This window comes from Lysobacter enzymogenes, assembly GCF_900106525.1.
Taxonomy (GTDB): domain Bacteria; phylum Pseudomonadota; class Gammaproteobacteria; order Xanthomonadales; family Xanthomonadaceae; genus Lysobacter; species Lysobacter enzymogenes.
This window is the reverse complement of sequence record NZ_FNOG01000003.1, coordinates 47,843-61,569: the sequence shown is the minus strand read 5'-3', so window position 1 is coordinate 61,569 and position 13,727 is coordinate 47,843. Positions and strand designations below refer to the sequence as shown.

The following is a 13,727-nucleotide window of genomic DNA, read 5'->3' as shown; positions in this document are numbered from 1 at the left end:
ACCTGCGTCACGGGTTCGCCGGCTGATAGACCGACAGCGCCCAGCCCATGCGCTCGTGGCCGTACTGGTTCCAGATCGGGTTGCGGCCGTTGCTGATGCTGGGATAGCGCGACGCGCCAGTGCCGGTGCTGCCGCCCCACAGGCCGGCCGAGACGGTGCCGCCGGTGTAGGTCGGATGGGTGTCGTCGGACTGGATGTAGTCGTACGAGCTGGAGGACGCGACGAACTTGGTGTTGGCGTCGCGCAAGGTCGCGCGCAGCGTCACCGCAGTGCGGGTGACGTAGCTGGCCTCGGTTTCGCCGGCCACGTAGCGCAGCGCGTCGGAATCGATCTGGCCGTCGCCGTTGCTGTCGTAGTCCGCGCCCATGTACTGGGCGAAGCTGTCGGCGCACTTGAAGCCCTTCTGGCGCGCGTATTCGCACATCCAGTAGTTCATCTTGGCGATCGCCGGCAGGAAGCGGTCGCGCATGTTCACCGTCTGGCCGGTGGACGCGTCCTTGCACGAGCTCTGCACGTTGTCGGCGGCGTAGCCGGGGTAGTACAGGTTGGAAACGATCTTCAACTTGGTGTTGGCGTGGGCGTTGGCGTTGATGTAGTCCATCGCCGCGGCCACGTAGGTCTTGCAGGAATTGATCGCCGCGTCCATGCCGCTGTAGTCGCAGGTGCCGGTCTGCGACTTGAACGCGCTGCGCGCCTGCAGGCCGTCGTTGCCGCACATCTCGAAGCTGACCACGCGGGTCGAGGCGTCCTGCATGTAGGAACGCTCGGCCACGATCTTGTTCTCGTAGACATCGCGCGCCACCGCGCCGGACTTGGCCCGGCGCACGCTTTCGATATCCGCGTTCCAGCGCGCCGACAGGTACTCGGCATCGACGGTGGGCGCCGAATACTTGGCCGCGTTGCTGATCGAACCGTTGTAGCCGGCGAAGATCGAATCGCCGTAAGCCACCACCCGGTACTTGGCGGTGGTGCCGGACCGGTCGACGGTCCACGACACGTTCTGGTTGAGGGTGCTGGCCATGGCCGGAACCGACAGCGCGAGCAGCGCGGCAGCCGGGATCAGCCGCCCCGCGTTGGTGCGGAACGAAGACTTCATCCTTAATTCCCCTTCGAGATGATGCGCGCGGCGGACACCCGCGGGCGCCCGATGAGAAAACGCAGAACAGCGGTACACGGCAAACCCGGTACGCAGGCTCGCTTCACGACAAGTCCAGCTTGTGACAACCACGGCCGCGACGGATTCGGCCGCGAAAAGCGCGACCGCAACCAGATGATCGCGATGGATCTGCGACCCGTCTCGACGACGGACCGCCTGCAGCGCGCGGCGTCGCTTCTGCCGCCCCCGGACGCTAGCGTACGGTTTCGCGGCGACGCAATGTGCGCTGCAACAGCCGCGCCGGGCTGCATCACGTTTTCGCACACGCCCTCGCAACCGCGGCGGCCGGGCACGGCCCCGGCGATGTGCGATCGAACGCGCCGGCGCCCCGGGCGAGCGCCGAGCGCGCACCGCCGCGCTCCTCCATAATGCGCGGGGCCGCTTCGACTCCGATGCCGCGCAATCGCTTTCAGGTGAAGCAGAAGCAATGGAATTCGGCATCGAGGTGATTGCGCTGCTCATGGCGGTGGCGTTCGTGGCGGGCACGATCGACGCCCTCGCCGGCGGCGGCGGCCTGCTGACGATCCCGGCGCTGATGGCCGCAGGCATCCCGCCGGTCGCCGCGATCGCCACCAACAAGCTGCAAAGCAGCTTCGGCACCGCCAGCGCCGTGTATGCGTTCGCGCGCAAAGGACGGATCGACTTCCGCCGCTTCCTCAAGCCCGCCCTGGCCGCGTTCGCGGGTTCGGCGGTCGGCGCCTGGACGCTGCAGCGCGTGTCCCCGGCCTTCCTCAGCGGCCTGATTCCCGTGCTGCTGATCGCGATGGTGGTTTATTTCGCGCTGGCGCCGAAGGCCTCGGAAGAAGACCGGCACAGCCGCCTGGGGCCGGCGGCGCTGATCGGCTTCGTCGCCGCGATCGGCTTTTACGACGGCTTCTTCGGCCCCGGCACCGGCGCGTTCCTGACCACGGCGCTGGTCGCGCTGTTCGGCATGGGCCTGGTCTCGGCCACCGCCCATACCAAGTTCCTGAACCTGTCCAGCAACCTCGCCGCGCTGATCGCGCTGATCATCGGCGGCAAGGTGCTGTGGACCCTGGGCTTGCTGATGGCGCTGTCGAGCGTGCTCGGCGGCCAGCTCGGCGCGCACCTGGCCTTGCGCATCGGCGCCAAAGCGATCCGCCCCTTGCTGCTGGCGATGTCGCTGCTGCTGACCGCCAAGCTGCTGTCGGACCCGGCCAATCCCCTGACCCGGTTCGTGCTGGGCCTGTTTTGAAATCGCGGGCAAGCGTTTTACCGGCCGCCACGCCGCCGATTGCGCCGCCGCGCCTGCGGCGCGAAGCTGTGCGCCGCCCTCCGCAACCCGAGCGCGCCCATCGATGACCGACCAAGCGACCGCTGCAGGCGAAACGCCGGAGAGCGAACCGATCCAGGACGAAGTGGCCGGATTCCTGGCCGAGCTGGAAGCGAGCGCGCTGGCCCTCGACGCCGCGCTGCACTTCGACGAGCGCGCAGCCGTGAAGCCGGCTTACGACCGGCTCATGCGCATCGCAGGCGCTTACCGCGAACTGCCGGCGCGGCTAAGGAACGCATCCGCCGCTTGCGCGAGACCGCAAGCCGCGGGCGCAGTCGACGAAACGGCGGCGGACGTCGACGCCATCCTCGCCGTCCTGGGCGAAATGTCGGCCGGCGTCGAGCATTACCACCGACTCGCCGGCGCGCTGGCCCGATTGCAATCCAGGCTTGCGGCCACGCTCGCCCGCTCAGCGCAGTGAATCGGCCGCGCGCCGCGCGTGCCGGTGCATCTCTTCCAGTCCTTCGCTGCGGCGCACGATCGGCGCGTATCCCAGTTCGCTGCGCGCTTTCGCATCGTCGAGCGTGAACGCCTGGCCGATCATCCGCAGCATCTGCCGGGTCAGCGGCTGCTTCGAGCGCAGGCGCAAGGTCCGCCAGACCAGTTCCATCGCCGACGCCGCGGCCCAGGCCAGCGCGAACGGCGCGGTCCGCTCGACCGGCGCCAAGCCGCGCACCGCCAGCAGGTCGGCGACCATGCGCGCGAAGGCGATGTCGTCGCCATCGCTGACGAAATAGGCTTCGCCGCCGCGGCCGTGCCGGGCCGCCAGCACCAACGCATGGGCGACGTTGCGCACGTGCGCGGTCGAGATCAGGTGCTGGCCGTCGCCCGGCAGCGCGAAGCGGCCGGCTTCGACCAGGGGAAGCATCTCGTCGAGCATCGGCATGCCGGCGCCCCAGATCATCGGCGGACGCACGACCACGGTCCTGAACCCGTCGCCGTCGGCTTGCCGCACGCGCTGCTCGGCGACGGCCTTGCTCGCGGTGTACGGCGCCCAGCGCGGAAAGCGCAGCGGCCGGTCTTCGCGGATGCCGAGCATGGGTTCGGGGCGCCCCATCACCACGCCGGCCGCGCCGGCGGCGACGAACACCGGCACCGCCGCCTCGCGCGCCGCCTGCAGCATCGACTCGGTGCCGGCGACATTGGCCTGGTGGAAGGCGGCATACGTGTCCCACTCGGTGAAATGGGCGGCGACATGGAAGACCGTATCGCAACCGCGCATGGCGGCCGCGATCGTCGCGGTGTCGCCCAGACCGGCCCGGCAGGCCTGGGCCCCGAGCGCCTCCACCGCGGCGGCGGACCCAGCGCTGCGCGCCAGCGCCACCACCTCGACGCCGTCGGCGCGCAGGCGCTGGATCAGGACGCCGCCCAGGAAACCGGACCCGCCGGTCAGGAACACGCGCTTCATCGAGTGAGGGCTCATCGTATAGCACCGCTATAGTCGGGACGCGGACTATATCACCGCTATACTTGGCGAATGCAAGAGGCCGGCCATGAGCACTGAAGAAAAAATCCTGAACGCGGCCGCCCGGTTGCTCGAAGAACACGGCGCCGAGGCGGTCACCACCCGCTCGGTCTGCCAGGCGGCTGGGGTGACCGCGCCCACGCTGTACCACCACTTCGGCGACAAGAACGGGCTGGTGCGGGCGCTGGTCGATCGCGGCATCGCGGAGTTCATGGTCATGAAGCGCGCGCAGCGGCACAGCAGCGATGCGCTGACCGATCTCGGCCAGGGCTGGCGGGACTGGACCGACTTCGGCCTCGAACGCCCCAGCCTGTTCCGCCTGATGATCGAGGCCGCGCGCGCGGACCCGTCGGTCACCCGCGAATCCTTCGAGCTGATGCGCGGCTACCTCGAACGCCTCCACGACGAGGGCCGCCTGCAGGTCGAACCGCAGGTCGCCGCGGACGCGATGTGGGCCGCCGCCTCGGGCGTGCAGGCGCTTTTCATGCAGGGCATGGCGCCGGCGCAGATCCGCAGCACCGCAGATTTTCTCTACCAGGCGGTCGTCGCCGCCGTGCTTAAACCGGTCTGAACGCGCCGGCGCTGGCCGCAGGCCGGCGCTACACGGCAAACTGACGCGGCAGCATCGTCCCCCACCCGGCCTCGCCCATCCGCCCTCGCGCGCGCTTCGCCGAGCCGCAGCGCTCCAAAAACATGAGTCAAATGCAGAAAAGCCAGAAACCCAGCGGCGCAAAGAGCTCCGACGAGCACACCCCGCTGATGAAGCAATACATCTGTGCTTAAGTTTTCTGGCTGCTTTTAAGGGTTTTTGCGCGAAGTTTTGGCCTGGGGCTACACCGGGGCTACAGTCGACGCACCATAGACCTGCCCGTTGTCGTATATAGCGCCGAGGCTTAAGAGAAGTAACAAATACGTCCACCTAACTCGCATCGTCATCCGCAAAGGTGGGAGGAGTGGGAGCTGCTTTGCCCAACATCTGAACCAACCCCATGGCGCGCAACATGGCGACGATCTCTAATTGCTTGTCTGCGACCCACTGCGGCCGTGTCGCCACTTCGTCCTCTGGAACCCGCCTGCCGGCTAGGTCCACCGTTTCCAGGGACGCATGGAGAGCCATTGAGGTGCTGAATCCCAACAGATCCACGACCTCCTCAGGCGGTGTATCGATGATTCCAGAGAGGCGGATCAGGGATTGATAACCGTGATGGACATATCCATGCATGGTCTTTTGAGACCGACTCCAGGTGTCTAACAAATCTGCGTATCGCTGGACACCGGAACGCTGAACCACCTTGGAGATCATCTTCTCTGGGACCGCCGTGTCGTGCCCCTTCTGAAAGTGAGCGAGCTCTTGATCGTTGGCCCATTGCAGCCAAAGACCACGCACGAACACCTCGAAGGACGGACGCATCAAAGCTGTTGCAGACCCAAGCAGTCCATGCCTTACGAGGAGAGCGGCAGAAGCTTGGTGCTCATAAACCACCGCAAAGGCCACCGCCGCCATGTGGTCAGGGTCCGGTGCATGTAGCACCAGACCATAAAGATTGATCTTGATCCAGCGCTGCACATGATCTGCCCATTCGAGCGCCCGTTGAACACGCTGGTCCTGAAGCCAGACAGGCCAAACTTCTGTCGCCGCTCCGCCCTCAGCCATCTGATACCTCCACATCAACCAAGAGCTGGCCGTGCCTGGCCAGACCAGCACCTCGTGAATTCAACGCAGAGCAATTGCTGCTTGGGTCCCCACCGGATCTTCGAACGTGTCAGTGCCCACCGCAAAACTCTCCAAAACTCAGCTATCGCAGACGCATAGGCTAGAAGGCCGGAAGGTTTGACCTTCAGGGCATCGAGCTGGGCTGTGAGGCATCCAGGCGCGCCTATGACCCACGCCTCATTCTCCCAACCGACGGCACAGTTCCAACGACGGCCTGTCACCAAAAGCTTGAAAAGCGGCGCGCAGCAACAACTGACGAGTGCCTACAAAAACCTGGACGATTCAGCCAGGATTTTGCAGAAAAGCGATCGATGCTCAGGTCACTGGTTAGTCTGAAGCGCATCTGCAACTTGCACCATTGCCTCCTGCAGGAACTCGATGGTGCTTGGAATGGCCACTTTGTGAAGCATAACGACATGCTGCTCTTGCTCACCTATTGAGAGAGCCGTCGCATGACTCGCAACCATTGATAACAGTCGATAGCGCGTGTTGTAGATAGACTGAAGGCCGGCTTTTTGGGCCAACTCGAATTGACTGCTTTTCAGCGATTTTTTTTCGGGGTCAGATATCGCTGATTTATTTCTCAACTCCTCCTTGACCTCATCACTAAGGAGTTCAAGAGAAGAAGTGTCAGCCTTTAGGGCGTTCAACGCCTTATTGAACTCCTCCTTCGAGCTACCCAGCATCAAGGCCGCGACATTAGGATCCTTCAGAATGGCACCCAGTGCAAAAAGGTGCTCAGCGCAAAGCCGGGCCATCGCCGCCGCTGGAAGCACCAAACCATTGTCGCTAAGAATTTCAACACCTTTCGCCGACGAAATTAGTTCCAACCAGTGAGCCAGCGCAGCATCAAGTTGCCTTATACGCAGCCCATCTCGCTGCTCTGCCACGAAACTCTCCGACTTGTTGATCCAGTCCCTCAAAGCGGATGACAAGCAGTCCTCTTCTTTCATTTCTCCATTCCTTTGTAAGATGCTTGATTTAAATTGCAAACAATGCCCAGCCGTCGACCTACAAGTTCGTTTTCAGTGCGACGAGGACTTTCAGTTACCTGCGCGTAAGGAACCTCTGTTCGGAGCGAGTCTTACGGTTCTGCGCCGAACGCCCCAATACAACCACCCAAATCAAGACAAAGGGATGAGACACACGGTTCAACTGATCGCATTGGTGCCCCACCCTATTGACGTCGCGTAACGCTCCTGGGCGGGAATACTCGATACAATCCCGAATAGCTGAGGCTTTAAAAATATCGTCAATCCGCCCTGCCGCTCGCGAACTCAGCTCTAATAATAGGCACTTAGCACAAAGTCCCTCGATAGACCAACGCTCAAGAGCAACCACGCCGCTATTCGGCTGGGTGTTCTCTATAGGGCCAGCTTTACAGTTGGTTGTAAAGAGGCCAGTCACTTCGGAACTTGAGGTCCCCGCGGCAGCGGTTGCGACACGCCTGGCCTACGAGAACCGCGGCCACGCCTCTTCGAGACCTGAAGCTGAGTCTCTTCCTCAGCGGACGGTTCGACCGGTGCGCTTTGAGCGGGCTCCGGGTTGCCCAAACCAGACAGATACCTTTCTGCAAAACGTTTGCCGACATTACGAAGCGTCGCCAGGCTTTCGTCAGACTGCCGCTTATACCGCGTTTGTGCGTCGGGATCCGTGGCCTTGAAGGCCCGGTCACAATCACGCTGTCGATGTGCAAGCCGTGTGGCTCGCGCGCGCCGTCGTTCCGCCCATTCGCGCCTGCTCCACAAGCCTGGACGGGGGTTCTTGGCATCGAAATCGTCTAGATCGGCCTTCGCATGGCTCAGTTTCACGCGCGCCCGGCCCCACGCTTCCATCCGGCGCCGAAAACGCGACCTATCCCGTTCGGCCTGAGTGATCGCTTGATGGAACTGTTTCACATCGGACGCGAAGGTATACAGGTGCCCATACTGACGAATGAGCGGCTTGATCTCGAACAGGATGGCCATGTTGCCGGCCAGCGCCGTGCGCAAAGACTCATTCAGCCCCTCCTGCCAAATGCGCTGAGCCTCCAGCAGCAGCCGTTCGATCTCGTCTTCCCGCTCCCGCCGCTCCGCGGCCAGGGCGTCCTGCTTCTTGTTCCCAGTCTTGGACGCCGCAGGCCGCGTTGAAGCGCCCACCGTCAGCTTGCCTGCCTTCAACGATGCAGCCAAGACCGCCTGCGTAACAGCAACCGACGGGTCGATGACTTGGGTCCCTGTCACTACCGCCTGGACTTGCGATGCAGGTGCTCGGGCCGGAAGTGAATCCCCCAGCCTGCCCATGAGCGCCTGGATCCTGGCCCGGTTCGCTTCGGCAATGCCGTCGTTGATCCGCTGCCTCTTCGACAGCTCGCCACGCTTGTGCAATGCCGTCGCCGCCCGTCCCAGATGTTGAGTGGGCTGCCTGGACAGTTTCGCCGCCTCCACCAGATCACCGCGCTGCAGCGCGTCCATGGCCTGAGCGCTGAGCTTGCGGTGATCAACACGCTCGGACAGCCCCGCAGCCTTCAAATGCTCGTTGATCTTGCCCGCCACCATGGCACGAACCCAATAGACTTGCCGCCCCCCTTCCTTGCCGCCGTCGAGCTCGCGTGTCTTCTTACCAAAGCCAAACTCATCAATCCGCCGGGTGGTAGCGAGGATATGGACATGGTGGTTGAGCCCTGCCGGCTTATCGGGCGCATGGATGCTCGCCTGGATCGCGAACCCGTATTTTTCGATCAGCGCGTTCGCGATCGATTCCACCAACTTCAACCGCTGAGCATCGGTGAGCTCGTGGGGCAGAGAGATCTCGAATTCCCGCGCCAGACAGGCATCGACGCGGCGCTCCGCACTGTTGGCTTCCTGCCAGACCCGTGTCGGATCCATCGCCCACTCGGGCGCACCTTGCGGCGCCAAGTTCAGGCTGGCCACGACATGTTTGCGTCGGGTGTAGTCATGGCGGATACCGGTCACTCGGTCAAGAAGACAAAGCCCCGCTCGATACGCCGCGGCTGCGATTACGCTGTGTCCCGCCGAACGCTTGAAGACTTTAATTCGGATGTGATAAATGGCCAATTCGCTGCTCCTTTGAGGTGTTCCCGCACCTCTTTTTTCAGGCTTTTGGCGCGCAGAGCCAAGCGATGACCCCAGGCGGGTCAAGCATCGGGGGCGACTGCGCAGCAGTCGGGGTCGAGGGGCGAAGACCCCTCGCGCGCGCAGTCCCGCGGGGACGCATATGTGCGCTCTTGCTTCGTTTTATCCCCACTTTTTTGCGAGCTACGTTGCGACTTTTCTGCACACGCCAATGCGCAAGATGAGCAAAAATTAGTAGCACATCCTTGCGCGCGCACTCGCTCGCACACTCGATATGCAAAGCCCTGGGAAGAATCTATTCTCGATACTGCACGCAGAAAAAAACGTTGATCCCGCTTGACCGCTATCGATTGTTTGCTTGGATGTATGGCCCCACAAAGCAGAAGAACACATGAGCATTGATGAGAAATACCGCGACCAGATCCAACGATCAACGCAGCGTCTGGCGCATCTCACGGCGCGCCAGTTGGTCAGGAAGCAGCGCGAGGCAGAGCGAATCCGGGATACGCAGCGACGCATGGAAACGCAGTGGAAGATGGCGCTCGGCGCGGCGCTTATCGATTCGGGGGTCGCGAAGCTGCCATCCGAAGAGATCTTCGGGGTGCTGCTGGCCTATCGCGCGAGCGCACTGGATCCCGCAAAGCGAGAGGCCTATCGCAAACGAGGCACGGATTGGCTCATCGCACAAAGTCGCGAGCTCAAAGCCCTCAATTACGAATGAACAGGGCACGACCTTGAGCGGTGGCCAGCCGCTTGGACTGCTCAGCCCGCGCCATCCCAACTGGAATGGCGGTGAATTCCGCCAAAGGGCTGTCCTGGTGGTAGCCGTGCACGGAAAGTCCGGCATCCTGCGACACGTCGACGCTCGCGGTAGCAACGCGTTTTCGCATAGCGAGGCTCGCCGACGAGACGCCCCGTCTGACAACATCAGGGCAGCCAAAGGCTGCCCTATGTTCGATCAACCCCGTTTCTTTACGAGGGAGCTGTCAGCCCCTGAGCCCAAAAGTAACTCGATCATCTCGATGTCCCTTCCTTCCAACGCGTAGTGCAGCGGGGGCACCGTTCCTTTGTCGACGCCTGCGCCACGAGACAAGAGCAAAGCAGCCACAGCGAGCAGTTGGTCGGGACAGGTCCGACGTGTCAGCCGTGCCTGCGTCACCCAGACCAGCGGTGGCTCATTGTCTTCCTCCGTGGCGCACGGATACATATCCGGTTCCAGTGCTTGATCGAGCAGCGCCCTCACCAGATCGACATCGCCGCGGATGCACGCGTGATGGAGGTGGGGAAACACGAGCTTGCGAGCTCTCGCCTGCAGTTCCGGGTCCAGGATGCCTTGTGTCGCGGCGGTCATCCTGCGATGCGCTTCTTTCCAAGGCTCATCGTCAGGAACACGGTTCGGATGCGTGCCTTCAGGCACACTAAGTCGCGCTGTCAATTGAGCCAGGCGGCCCACGGGAAAACGGAAGGCGTGCTTGGCTCGCGCCCGGCCTTGGTGTCCGGACCGGAAGCGGGAAGTCACAACGGGAACGCTACCGACCGTTTCCGACGTCGAGGGTGAGGCGATATGCAAGATCGAAGGGAACAACTTCTGGGGCATGTCGACAACCTGTTGGGGGGAGCCTCTGTGGTAAGGCGACTCTCCAACTAGGTCAATGAGAATTGGTTCTCATAATGTCGATGCGATGCGAACTCACCGGCGGGGATACGCTGACGGACCGTCAGCGCCCAATTCCCTGGACATGGAGCAAGGCGCATGCGTCATGCACACGCCGTGCCACAGCGACAAGCGATCCACGCCCTGAACGAAGTGCGTTAGCCCTTCTTGGCCGCACGCTTCTTGGAAGCTTTCTTCACTGGCTTCTTGACGACTTTCTTCGCTGCCTTTTTGCTGACAGCCTTCGCAGATACGCCGCTGGCGAGCGGAAATTTTCCGTCAGGGTTGGCTTTGCCCCATGCCTTGCCCTCGGAGGAGCCCAACCAACTGGAGAATGCCTTCGGGGTCAAACCTCGGCCGGTCCAGGTTTCGCCTGTGGGCAGCTGATACTTTGCAGCGACCTTGCCCAGCTTTCGGACCTTCCCCGCGCCACGAGCCCGACGAGTAGCGATGGGAGCGTCCTGGATCGCCGCCCCAATGATCTTGCCGACCTGACGGCGCTGTGCCGGCGTGAGGACCTTGGCGAACTTCTGCAGCACTGCCAGTGCCTTCGGCACCTCAGCATCTCGTTTTTCGACCAGCTTCTTTTGGGCTTCCAATTGGCGAATTTCGGCGTCGATCGACTGCAAGGTAGTAAGAGCCACAGGCGTTCCTTTGTTGACATGCCCTGCGGTTATACCACCTTCGCCGTAAAACCAATCCCTTGCTAACACGCCCCGCCACCCAAGACGAAACCAATCGACATCTCCGACACCCACTATTTCAAGGCCAGGTGATAGGTCATTCCTTCAATTTGCTTTAGATAGATGTCCAGATGACGGCCGCTGACCAATTCGAGGTTTGATGGTGTAGTGGCCAGCCTGAAGGCGCGCTCGCGATATGCGGAGCCGTCGTTACAGTAGCCGGTGATGAAGTCATACCCTTCTTTTCCATGCAAACGAAATCGGGTGCCCACTTCGCACTTCAGCAAGGCTTCGGCGAAACCTTCCAGAACCTTCCTCCGACCAAAACGCACAGACACTTCAGGAGGGCCGTCTTCATCGAACACCAGAACGCGTTGCCCGCCATCGATATTCAGCAGATCCGACAATGGATGGAGCCGCCCATAGTCAAAGCTCTCTGCGCGCCCAGCCATCACACTCATCCGTTCAGTTGCCGGGAACGCAGCGCCGGGATAGCCCTGGATGTGCGCGGGATACTCATACCATCGTTTACTTAGGCATGCGGGAACGAGACTATGGAGCTTCTTTGCGGTGAAGCGCGGGTGACGGCTCACGAGACAGGCAGCTCGCTCAACGAGATTATGCAAGAGGGCCAGTTCCAGCTTATTGCCGAGCAGCACATCCTCACTGAGCCCATGCACAGCCAGCGCCTCAGGGGTGCTGGACCGGTCAACGCTCCGTAACCCCCTATAACTGTCCACTGCTTGCAGCCAGCCACCGTCCGCCCAGTCGACAAGCTCGCAAACCACCTGGATGACCAAGTCATCGCGCGAAACGCCCGTAGTATCCAACTCTATGAGCAGCGCAGGCCAAGGTATCGCTCGGGCCGTTCGTCGCATGCTCTACACCTCAGCTAGCTAGCGCCGCCCACATAGCCCGCCCCTGCTTTGCGTGTGCCGCACCAAAATCCTTAGGATCCCAACTCGTTTGAGTAAGCAGTAATCCAAGTTCGGCAACGATCGCTTGGCAACGGTCGCTGAAGCCCAAGACCTCGTCAAAGGTCAAGCCGATAGATCCCACATCAAATGGCTCAGGCTTTTCATCCAAACCCTTCATCTCGAAGTGCGCATGGTGCTTGTCGCGGAACGTTTTAATCTTTTCTGCGACCGGATCCCCCCTGAGATCCGCCATTTTGACTTCTACTTCAGCCCAGCCACTGTCAAATCTCTCGAAATTTCTTTGCACGTCATTCTTCCTGAACTTCTCTAAAGCTAGTCCGCGAACCTCATCGGAGCCATCCCCGACAACATCAACGTGTAGCTTGTCCAACATGTGGCCATAAGCCTCCCTGAAATGATTCTTGATCGCTGGATCGACCTGAATCTTTCGCCACAAGTTGATCAGGCTGCCAGAGCGCGTGCCCCCATCGAGGAATAGTCGCGCTTGATCGCGGAGCAGATCCTGCCCCAACAGCGGAGCCAAGTGATTCCAGGCACCCACCCCTGCTGTTCTATCCAACTTCTTCTTCAGGGCTTGCTGTATGTGAACATCCTGAAGCAACGGGACCAGGATATGCCGGCGCTCATCCAGCATGTGACACTGTTGGGTTAGAGCCCTGATGAACCCCTCCACCTGAGCGATGCGCTTTTTCAGTTCTTCCTGCGTCATCCCTGCTCAGCCTCCAACGGAACCTGTTGGAATCGCACCTGCAATCGCTTGATAAGCAGGCGTGTCTGCGCATTTGGCGCACGGGTGCAAACCAATACAGCCTCGCCATTAGGCACATGCAGGACGGCCTTTTGCTCAGCGCGCAAGATCGCCCGATACTTGACGATCTGATAAACGCCGCGCTGGAGTTCACTCTCACTGCACTTGCTAGTTTTTACCTCTACGGCCAAGCGTTGCATCCCGTTATCGAAGTGCACATCCAAGCGATCGCCGGAACTAAGTAGTTCCTCATTGCCTCCAACGGGAAAAACACCAAAGTCGACCAACTCTTCGGGATGTGCCGCGACCCATTTCTTGAGCGCTTTGTGCTCTTCGCTCTCCGGGCCACCGCCCCGATCAAGGCTTGGCAGAGGAATGATCTTGTCAGCACCCTGCTCGCCTCGTGCGCCTGCGGACGGAATCAATAAGGTTGCCCCCAGGGCGCGCGCAACACGATCCCAATCCGGATAAGTTAGGACATCCTCCATTGCCTCTTGAAGGTGCGCTCGCCGTTCGCCCTCGGTGCTCCAAACCTTTCCGCTAAAGTAGGCGGGCGAAATGGTGAACGCTCCATCCCCGGGATGCTTGGTGTGCTTGTTGACCACAAGCACATGAAGTGGCGGGATCGCTTCGCCCCATTGATCGCTAAGCCACTGAATGGCTTGAGCTACACCGCCCGCAACTGCGCCGTATAAGTCCTTCCTTGGCTTGATTGCATGACCGTAGGTGTCGTGAAGCTCTTGAGCCAGATCACTGTAGCTCAACGGCTCGCCTTGTTGAGCTCGCTTGATAAGAATTGGAAGAGCATCTGGTATGACCTTGCTCCGCCATGGCGTGCGCGCAAACTCCACTTTAGACCAATCAAATTTCTCCACGCCCCACTCCTTGGCTCAAGTTTCCGGTGATTATCGCCCACGGCATCGACTCGCATCAGATGCCGCGGAACTTAGTCTATGCAAAAGCCCAAGAGCACCCCACAAAGGAAACCTACATGGCCAGAGGGC

General features: G+C 61.3%; 15 protein-coding genes. 4 read left to right on the top strand and 11 right to left on the bottom strand.

What is annotated here, in order from left to right:
• Positions 1-7: 7 nt before the first annotated feature.
• The gene (locus BLU84_RS07965) at positions 8-1,096 is read right to left on the bottom strand and encodes an SGNH/GDSL hydrolase family protein (protein ID WP_074864949.1); all 1,089 of its coding nucleotides are present in this window, start codon (positions 1,094-1,096) and stop codon (positions 8-10) included.
• A 487-nt stretch (positions 1,097-1,583) separates the two neighbouring features.
• Between BLU84_RS07965 and BLU84_RS07960 the strand changes: the two genes are divergently transcribed.
• Positions 1,584-2,369, top strand: coding sequence for a TSUP family transporter (locus BLU84_RS07960; RefSeq protein ID WP_074864946.1), 786 nt, complete (start codon positions 1,584-1,586; stop codon positions 2,367-2,369).
• 103 nt (positions 2,370-2,472) lie between these two features.
• A complete protein-coding gene (locus BLU84_RS07955) occupies positions 2,473-2,868 on the top strand; it encodes a hypothetical protein (RefSeq protein ID WP_074864943.1) in 396 nt (131 codons plus the stop codon).
• Here the strand turns inward: BLU84_RS07955 and BLU84_RS07950 are convergent.
• Positions 2,857-3,870, bottom strand: a complete 1,014-nt coding sequence (locus BLU84_RS07950; RefSeq protein WP_211664512.1) for an NAD-dependent epimerase/dehydratase family protein — start codon at positions 3,868-3,870, stop codon at positions 2,857-2,859. The genes BLU84_RS07955 and BLU84_RS07950 overlap by 12 nt on opposite strands.
• A 70-nt stretch (positions 3,871-3,940) precedes the next feature.
• Between BLU84_RS07950 and BLU84_RS07945 the strand changes: the two genes are divergently transcribed.
• Entirely contained in the window at positions 3,941-4,483 is a 543-nt protein-coding gene (locus tag BLU84_RS07945; protein WP_074864938.1) for a TetR/AcrR family transcriptional regulator, read from the top strand.
• A 348-nt stretch (positions 4,484-4,831) separates the two neighbouring features.
• On the opposite strand, the gene BLU84_RS07940 is transcribed toward BLU84_RS07945, so the two are convergent.
• The 3 genes from BLU84_RS07940 to BLU84_RS07930 all read right to left on the bottom strand — a co-directional run bounded on the left by BLU84_RS07940 (position 4,832) and on the right by BLU84_RS07930 (position 8,682).
• Positions 4,832-5,566: a DUF6988 family protein gene (locus BLU84_RS07940; RefSeq protein ID WP_139174816.1), complete on the bottom strand. Its 735-nt coding sequence runs from the start codon at positions 5,564-5,566 to the stop codon at positions 4,832-4,834.
• A gap of 380 nt (positions 5,567-5,946) precedes the next feature.
• Entirely contained in the window at positions 5,947-6,579 is a 633-nt protein-coding gene (locus BLU84_RS07935) for a DUF5677 domain-containing protein (RefSeq protein WP_139174814.1), read from the bottom strand.
• A gap of 450 nt (positions 6,580-7,029) precedes the next feature.
• Positions 7,030-8,682 (bottom strand): MobA/MobL family protein, encoded by a 1,653-nt coding sequence (locus BLU84_RS07930; RefSeq protein WP_074864929.1) that lies wholly within the window; start codon positions 8,680-8,682, stop codon positions 7,030-7,032.
• Positions 8,683-9,091: 409 nt separating this feature from the next.
• Between BLU84_RS07930 and traD the strand changes: the two genes are divergently transcribed.
• The gene (traD, locus tag BLU84_RS07925) at positions 9,092-9,421 is read left to right on the top strand and encodes a conjugal transfer protein TraD (protein WP_074864926.1); all 330 of its coding nucleotides are present in this window, start codon (positions 9,092-9,094) and stop codon (positions 9,419-9,421) included.
• Here traD and BLU84_RS27085 read toward each other — a convergent pair.
• The 6 genes from BLU84_RS27085 to BLU84_RS07905 all read right to left on the bottom strand — a co-directional run bounded on the left by BLU84_RS27085 (position 9,408) and on the right by BLU84_RS07905 (position 13,598).
• The gene (locus BLU84_RS27085; protein ID WP_170849121.1) at positions 9,408-9,557 is read right to left on the bottom strand and encodes a hypothetical protein; all 150 of its coding nucleotides are present in this window, start codon (positions 9,555-9,557) and stop codon (positions 9,408-9,410) included. The genes traD and BLU84_RS27085 overlap by 14 nt on opposite strands.
• 101 nt (positions 9,558-9,658) lie before the next feature.
• Complete coding sequence (locus BLU84_RS26250) at positions 9,659-10,297, bottom strand: ankyrin repeat domain-containing protein (RefSeq protein ID WP_139174812.1); 639 nt, start codon at positions 10,295-10,297, stop codon at positions 9,659-9,661.
• A 215-nt stretch (positions 10,298-10,512) separates the two neighbouring features.
• A complete protein-coding gene (locus BLU84_RS07915; RefSeq protein WP_074864920.1) occupies positions 10,513-10,998 on the bottom strand; it encodes an H-NS family nucleoid-associated regulatory protein in 486 nt (161 codons plus the stop codon).
• A 113-nt stretch (positions 10,999-11,111) separates the two neighbouring features.
• The gene (locus BLU84_RS26245; protein ID WP_139174810.1) at positions 11,112-11,837 is read right to left on the bottom strand and encodes a hypothetical protein; all 726 of its coding nucleotides are present in this window, start codon (positions 11,835-11,837) and stop codon (positions 11,112-11,114) included.
• 88 nt (positions 11,838-11,925) lie between these two features.
• Positions 11,926-12,684 carry an AbiU2 domain-containing protein gene (locus BLU84_RS07910; RefSeq protein ID WP_083382428.1) on the bottom strand — a complete coding sequence of 253 codons (759 nt, stop codon included), beginning with the start codon at positions 12,682-12,684 and terminating at the stop codon, positions 11,926-11,928.
• Positions 12,681-13,598, bottom strand: coding sequence for a hypothetical protein (locus BLU84_RS07905; RefSeq protein ID WP_074864917.1), 918 nt, complete (start codon positions 13,596-13,598; stop codon positions 12,681-12,683). The genes BLU84_RS07910 and BLU84_RS07905 overlap by 4 nt, the downstream gene beginning before the upstream one ends.
• Between the last annotated feature and the right edge of the window lie 129 nt (positions 13,599-13,727).

Coding starts and splice junctions, on each gene's coding strand:
- BLU84_RS07965 (WP_074864949.1), bottom strand. CDS start 1,096: ATGAAGTCTTCGTTCCGCACCAACGCGGGGCGGCTGATCCCGGCTGCC.
- BLU84_RS07960 (WP_074864946.1), top strand. CDS start 1,584: ATGGAATTCGGCATCGAGGTGATTGCGCTGCTCATGGCGGTGGCGTTC.
- BLU84_RS07955 (WP_074864943.1), top strand. CDS start 2,473: ATGACCGACCAAGCGACCGCTGCAGGCGAAACGCCGGAGAGCGAACCG.
- BLU84_RS07950 (WP_211664512.1), bottom strand. CDS start 3,870: ATGAGCCCTCACTCGATGAAGCGCGTGTTCCTGACCGGCGGGTCCGGT.
- BLU84_RS07945 (WP_074864938.1), top strand. CDS start 3,941: ATGAGCACTGAAGAAAAAATCCTGAACGCGGCCGCCCGGTTGCTCGAA.
- BLU84_RS07940 (WP_139174816.1), bottom strand. CDS start 5,566: ATGGCTGAGGGCGGAGCGGCGACAGAAGTTTGGCCTGTCTGGCTTCAG.
- BLU84_RS07935 (WP_139174814.1), bottom strand. CDS start 6,579: ATGAAAGAAGAGGACTGCTTGTCATCCGCTTTGAGGGACTGGATCAAC.
- traD (WP_074864926.1), top strand. CDS start 9,092: ATGAGCATTGATGAGAAATACCGCGACCAGATCCAACGATCAACGCAG.
- BLU84_RS26250 (WP_139174812.1), bottom strand. CDS start 10,297: ATGCCCCAGAAGTTGTTCCCTTCGATCTTGCATATCGCCTCACCCTCG.
- BLU84_RS07910 (WP_083382428.1), bottom strand. CDS start 12,684: ATGACGCAGGAAGAACTGAAAAAGCGCATCGCTCAGGTGGAGGGGTTC.